Below are 216 nucleotides of genomic sequence, written 5' to 3' on the forward strand. Positions count from 1 at the left end.
AACACGGGTTCGAGTCCCGTAGGAGTCACCATTTTGGAGAATTAGCTCAGTTGGGAGAGCATCTGCCTTACAAGCAGAGGGTCGGCGGTTCGAACCCGTCATTCTCCACCATTCTTAAGTGAATATGCCGGAGGGGTAGCGAAGTGGCTAAACGCGGCGGACTGTAAATCCGCTCCTTCGGGTTCGGCAGTTCGAATCTGCCCCCCTCCACCATCT

2 tRNA genes are annotated in these 216 nt (G+C 55.1%); both read left to right on the plus strand.

The features are described from left to right. The first annotated feature begins 35 nt into the window (after window positions 1-35). A tRNA-Val gene (locus tag HMPREF2642_RS05085) sits at window positions 36-111 on the plus strand. A gap of 18 nt (window positions 112-129) precedes the next feature. Further along, window positions 130-213 (plus strand) — tRNA-Tyr (locus tag HMPREF2642_RS05090). Window positions 214-216: the final 3 nt, after the last annotated feature.

It is taken from the genome of Staphylococcus sp. HMSC055A09 (assembly GCF_001809655.1).
In the GTDB taxonomy this organism is placed as follows: Bacteria; Bacillota; Bacilli; order Staphylococcales; family Staphylococcaceae; genus Staphylococcus; species Staphylococcus capitis.